This window comes from Psychrobacillus sp., assembly GCF_056205495.1.
Map to the genome: position 1 here is coordinate 1 of NZ_JBAEAP010000572.1, position 6401 is coordinate 6401.

Genomic DNA, 6401 nt, shown 5'->3' on the forward strand with positions numbered 1-6401 from the left:
AAGAAGTGCTCGTGGATGAATACCAGGATACTAATAATCTCCAAGAAACTATTCTTCAATTAGTTAAAAGCGGTGATGAATTAACTGGGAACATGTTCATGGTTGGCGATGTAAAACAATCTATTTACAGGTTCAGACTTGCTGAGCCTATGCTTTTTCTTGGAAAGTATCGCGTATTTAATGAAGAGCCATTAGATTCTGGAGTGAAAATTGATTTAAATGCAAACTTCAGAAGTCGTCAAGAAGTGCTCCACGGAACGAACTATATTTTCCAACAAATTATGGGTAAAAATGTTGGAGAAATAGATTATGATGATGCTGCTTCCCTAAAGCCTCAAGCTCCATATGATGACAAAGACACAGCGGTAGAGCTTGCGTTGTTATATGAAGTGGAGGATGGTAGTTCCGAGGTAGATGCAGATGAGGAAGATTTTTCATCTGTTGATGCCGAGGAGGAATTAAAAAAATCCCAAGCAGAGGCACGTTATATCATTTCAAAAATAAAAGAAATGATCGCGAGCGGACATACAGTCTATGATCCATGGAAAAAGAAAGAACGCCCTGTTCAATATAGCGATATGGTCATTCTTATGCGGTCCATGACCTGGTCGCAGGAAGTCAATGAACAGTTTAAAGAGGAAGGAATTCCTTTATATGCAGAGCTTTCCAAAGGTTACTTTGAAGCGATAGAAGTTCTAATCATGCTACATACCCTACGTACCATTGATAATCCTTACCAGGATATTTCACTAGCTTCTGTTCTTCGAGCACCTTTCGTGGGCTTAACTGAATCAGAGCTTGCGCTTATCCGATTAGCTGCACCAAAGGAATCATTTTATGAAGCATTGAAGTTATTCGTCTCAAGTGGAGGAGCAGGCTTATCCTCTGAAACGGCAGAAAAGCTCCAAAGATTCTTGCTACAATTTGAGGATTGGAGAGATCTTAGTAGAAGAGGCTCTTTAGCAGACTTAATATGGCAAATCTATTTGGACACCCATTATTATGAAATTGTTGGCTCTATGCCTAACGGAAAGCAGCGTCAAGCGAATCTACGTGTGTTACATGACCGAGCTGTTGCTTATGAAAAGACATCCTTCCGTGGATTGTTCCGTTTCTTACGGTTTATTGATCGGATGAGAAAGCGCGGAGACGATTTAGGTGCAGCTAGATCTATAAGTGAAAAAGAAAATGTTGTTCGCTTAATGACCATCCATTCTTCTAAGGGTCTAGAATTTCCAGTCGTGTTCCTCGCTGGGATGGGAAGACCATTTAACCAAATGGACTTTAACGAGTCATATTTATTTGATCAGAACTTTGGACTTGCCGTAAAGGCAATAGACCCTATCAAACGTATTTCCTTTACATCGCTTCCATTCCTAGCGGTAAAAGAAAAGAAACAAATGGAACTAAAAGCAGAGGAAATGCGAGTTCTCTATGTGGCGATGACTCGTGCCAAGGAACACTTATTCCTAGTGGCAACTATAAAGGACTTAGCAAAAACCCTAGACAAATGGGAGGATTCTCAAACACTTATGAGTGATGAAATGATCCCAGATTATAAAAGGGCAAAAGCGAAAGGATATTTGGATTGGATTGGCCCTGCTCTTGCTCGCCACCGAGATTATAGTCAGTTATCTCAAATAAACGAGGCAAACATAGTGGAGGGTCCCTCGAAGTGGAATATAGTTGCTAAGCATATAGATGAGCTTAAAGTTCACCAGGAGGAAGAGAAAAAAGAGGAAGCTTCACTTCAGGGACTTCTGCAGCTAGAAAATACTGCGGTACTAGACGATATAAAGAAAATTTTTGATACGCGTTACGAATTTGAGGGGTCCACTCATAAACGTTCTAAGCAGTCAGTGAGCGAGATGAAGCGACTACAATTATTGTCCGAGCGCCATGATGAAGAGTTCTTTGGTCCTACTACTACTACTGTAAAGAGTAAAGTGGCTAAGCGTCCTTTCTTTTTACAGGAAGGAACGAAACTGACAGGAGTTGAAGCTGGTACTGCTGTCCATGCATTTATGCAGCATGTAGATTTGTCTGAACAAAAGACCGCAGAACAAGTGCTGGCATTTGCCGAGAGGCTAAAAGAACGAGAAATTATTACTAATGCTGAAAAAGAAGCGATTAATCCACAAAAGATGGTCCCTTTCTTCCATTCTGATATTGCAGAACGTTTGAGAGTAGCTAAAAAAGTAATGAGAGAATTTCCTTTCACCTACGCTTTAGTTGACCAAGATGGCGATAAGCAGATTGTCCAAGGGGTTGTAGACTGTTTATTCCAAGAAGAAGATGGTCGATGGGTGCTGCTAGATTATAAAACAGATAAAGTAAAGCATTTACAAAGCAACGAGGATCTTTTATTACAAGAGATGAAAAACAGATATGCAATACAGCTTTCGTTATATGAAAAGGCTATCGAAGACATCTTAAAGGTCGATATAAAAGAGAGAGTATTATATCTATTTGATATAAATAAAACAGTAATTATTTAGGGGGAAGCTTGGTGATTTTACCTACGCAAGAAAAAGAAAGAATCATTTCTATCGATGTAATGAGAGGCTTTGCTTTACTAGGAATCTTTGTAGTGAATATGCTATTTTTTCATGGTCCGTATATTTATGTAAATCCATACGATTGGTATCAAACTCCAGGGGATCAAGTAGCCTATAAATGGATTGATATTTTCGTACAGGGCAGTGTCTATCCGTTGTTTGCGATGCTTTTTGGATACGGTTTAGCGATGCAATTTATGAAGTCGGAGGCAAAGGGCACATCCTTTGCGCGTCTAGCAGTAAGAAGACTGTTGATATTACTAGCAATTGGATGTGTACATGCGTTTCTTATCTGGTCTGGTGACATTTTGATTACTTATGCATTAGCCGGATTATGTTTGATCGTGTTAATGAGGTTAAAGTCATTTTGGTTAATGTTAATCGCAGCTTTATTGTACTTAATACCAAATGGCTTGTTAACTGGATTGGTCTACTTCATGACAAAATTAGCTCCTGAACAGTCCGTTCTTTATACAGCAATTCAAAAGGTAGAGGAATCGGCCGTAGCCTATTCACAAGGGTCATGGTTTGATGTATTTGGACAAAGGTTAGCGGATTGGATTTATATGCAAGGATACGGTTTAAATGTAGTGCTTATTCTTTGTACGATATTACCGCTTTTAATGATTGGATCGGCGGCTGCCAAGCTAAAGCTAATTGAGCGAGCAAAAGAGCTGAAGCTATTTTGGATCATCACAATAATTGTTACAATGACCGCAGGAACAGCTATTAAGTGGTTACCGTTTAGTAAAGGTGATGATTTATTTACAATGACGGTACAAGACACTTTTGGTGGGCCTCTTCAAGCCATTGCTTACGGTGGTTTCCTAGCATTGATCTGTACAGTTCCTATTATGGGAAAATTATTATCACCAATTGCTAAGGCTGGTAGAATGTCTATGACCATTTATTTAATGCAATCCATTCTTGCGACTACCATTTTCTACGGTTACGGCTTTGGTTTATACGGTAAAGTCGACATAGCCACAGGTACATGGATGGCAATAGGTATCTATGTAATTCAAGTCATTTTTGCAGAAATCTGGTTTACTAAGTTCAAACAAGGTCCTGTCGAATTATTGTGGAGAAAACTGACTTATTCGAAAATATGATCGAAAAAGATGAAATTAAACAAAGTTTGTAATAGACTATATTAATAGATTCAAATTTCTTTAGAGGAGTGTTTATAGATGAAGCTATTGTCATACCGATTAAACGATAAAATTTATTTTGGTCCAAAAGTAAAAAAAGAAGAAGCAGTATGGGATGTACTTACTATTCAAGAAGAATTGCAAGTGTTAACGAACTTTCCTGCAACTATCGTACAAGGTGTCAGCTTCGGGATGGATTTTATCGAACAAATACGTGTTTTAATAGAAACAGCTTTAAAAGAAGAAGATCCTAATCGTTTTAAACGCTCATTTACAGAAATTGAATGGCTATCACCGATCCCTCGCACACCTAAAAATGTAATGGCAATTGGTAAAAATTATGCCGATCATGCGAAGGAAATGGGAGGGGTAGCGGAGGACTTTGTTGTATTTACAAAGGCTCCAACAACTATTGCAGCAGATGAACAAACATTACCAGTTCACTCAGAGGTTACTACTTCCTTAGATTACGAGGGAGAGCTTGCCATTGTTATAGGAAAAGAAGGGAAAAACATTCCATCCAAACTTGCGTATGATTATATCTTTGGATATACAATTGCTAATGATATAACAGCACGAGACCTACAAAAGAAACATCAACAGTTCTTTTTAGGAAAAAGTTTAGATTGGTCATGTCCGATGGGACCTTATGTCGTGACGAAGGATGAGATTCCAAACCCGCAGGACTTAACGATTGTTACAAAAGTAAACGATGAAATCCGTCAAAACGGAGTAACTTCAGATATGATTTATTCTGTTGAGAATATTATTTGTGAGATATCAAAAATTGTAACCTTGGAGCCTGGAGATATCATTTTAACAGGCACACCTGCAGGAGTAGGTAAAGGGTTTAATCCTCCAAAATTCTTGAAATCAGGCGATATTGTGAAAGTTTCTATAGAAGGAATCGGAACGCTTGTAAACAAGTTTGAGTAATGGTAGTTTAAAAGTGGTATAGTAAAAGTATATTAAAATTAACGTTGAGGTGAAACAATGGATTTCTTAGCAAGCACGCATTTACACATAACAACATGGGTAGTAGCATTAATTTTATTTTTTGTTGCTCTAGCAATGTCTAATTCAAAGGTTGTTCATATGATCTTACGTTTAGATTATTTGGTAATCATCCTTACAGGAGTTGCCTTATTCATCAAAGGGATGGATTATGGAGAGGGCATGCTGTATGGCTTGAAGTTTATAGCTGGTATTCTAGTAATTAGTATGATGGAAATGACTTTAGTTAAAAAAGCAAAAGGTAAGCCATATACGACGTTCCTAGTATTAGTATTTGTGTTCTTCTTTATTGCTTTATTCCTTGGATTCAAGCTTCCAATGGGTATTAACTTTTTAGCTTAATAATTAAAACTCTCATGTTTACATGGGAGTTTTTTTGTATTTTAGAAGGAGAAGGCTATGGAAAAGGTGAAATTTAATTTATGATTCAACTCTCACACTAAGTTTCTAGAGCCGTAATAAAAAGATGATAATATTGATTATAGCTATTCATTTTTCCAAAAGGAGGTTAACCCATATGATATATCTGAAAAGCTTCAAGCTTTCTTCTAATACAGTAAATAATCCAAATGCATATCCATACAATGTGTTTAGAAAAATAACTGGAGAAGTGTTAGTCTTTCATAACATTACAGTAGTGTATGGTAACAATGGTACCGGTAAATCCACACTATTAAATTTAATGGCAAACAAGCTTAAAATTACAGGAGCTGAAGAAATAACAAATAATAGCAACAACATATATCCGTTAGAATACATATCAGCTTGTTCATACGCGCTAGGTGAAAATAAGAGTGACGGAGAGTCAGATCAACTACCGCATAATAGTTTGTACATCAAAAGCGAAGATATTTTATATGAGATTAAGAAGATTCAGCAGGAGGCAGTTCTTAAGGAAGGTTACCTTTACCAACATTCTAGGTTGGGATATACTAAGGAACATTTGGAAGAGTTGAAACATTCTTCACAGATGTACAAGCAAATAAAGATTATGAAATTTTCAAATGAGAAGTATTCTAACGGTGAGACATCCATGCAGAGATTTGATGAATATCTTGTCCCAAACGGATTATACTTGCTCGATGAACCTGAAACCTCTCTTTCTCCTAAAAACCAAATTCAGTTGGCAGAAGAAATCAATAAACTGGCAAGATTCTTTGACTGTCAATTTATTATAGCGACACATTCTCCATTTATGTTGGGAACACTAGATGCTAAGATCTATAACCTTGACGCACCCCTTTTAACAACAAATAGATGGACAGAGCTTGAAAACGTAAAATATTTCTATGATTTTTTCAATAATCGGAAGAATGAATTTGAATAATCAGCAAAAACATCTGCAGGTTCTTCAAAACGCATATAATAGCCAACAAAACTAGCCACCTAATGGTTGAATTAATAAAGTAATTTTCTTCTCATATCTTTTTGAAAAAATAAGTAAGAACTTCTCTATAACAAAAGTAAGAGCTCGCGAAATTGTATCTTCGCGAGCTGCTTGCCCATTAGAATGGTCATCTATTCCTTCATTAGCTAAAACGCCTTTAATCCGTTTCTAATAGTTGTAGGGAGGCGACGGATAGGGACGAGCCATAAGATTACCGAAAGTAGAGTGATGTCGTGGCGTTAGTCGCGACAACACTCAAAAGTCATCCGTTAATGATATGGCTAAAGCTAT

General features: G+C 37.2%; 5 protein-coding genes. All 5 read left to right on the forward strand.

What is annotated here, in order from left to right:
• A partial coding sequence (addA, locus tag AC06OU_RS16160) for a helicase-exonuclease AddAB subunit AddA (RefSeq protein ID WP_475857144.1) occupies positions 1-2498 on the forward strand: 2498 nt, incomplete at its 5' end.
• Between the two features lie 11 nt (positions 2499-2509).
• Entirely contained in the window at positions 2510-3670 is a 1161-nt protein-coding gene (locus AC06OU_RS16165) for a DUF418 domain-containing protein (protein ID WP_475857146.1), read from the forward strand.
• Between the two features lie 78 nt (positions 3671-3748).
• Positions 3749-4645: a fumarylacetoacetate hydrolase family protein gene (locus AC06OU_RS16170; RefSeq protein WP_475857148.1), complete on the forward strand. Its 897-nt coding sequence runs from the start codon at positions 3749-3751 to the stop codon at positions 4643-4645.
• Positions 4646-4702: 57 nt separating this feature from the next.
• A complete protein-coding gene (locus tag AC06OU_RS16175; protein WP_475857149.1) occupies positions 4703-5065 on the forward strand; it encodes a YisL family protein in 363 nt (120 codons plus the stop codon).
• A gap of 175 nt (positions 5066-5240) precedes the next feature.
• Positions 5241-6050, forward strand: a complete 810-nt coding sequence (locus tag AC06OU_RS16180; RefSeq protein ID WP_475857150.1) for an AAA family ATPase — start codon at positions 5241-5243, stop codon at positions 6048-6050.
• Positions 6051-6401 lie beyond the last annotated feature (351 nt).

Coding starts and splice junctions, on each gene's coding strand:
- AC06OU_RS16170 (WP_475857148.1), top strand. CDS start 3,749: ATGAAGCTATTGTCATACCGATTAAACGATAAAATTTATTTTGGTCCA.
- AC06OU_RS16175 (WP_475857149.1), top strand. CDS start 4,703: ATGGATTTCTTAGCAAGCACGCATTTACACATAACAACATGGGTAGTA.
- AC06OU_RS16180 (WP_475857150.1), top strand. CDS start 5,241: ATGATATATCTGAAAAGCTTCAAGCTTTCTTCTAATACAGTAAATAAT.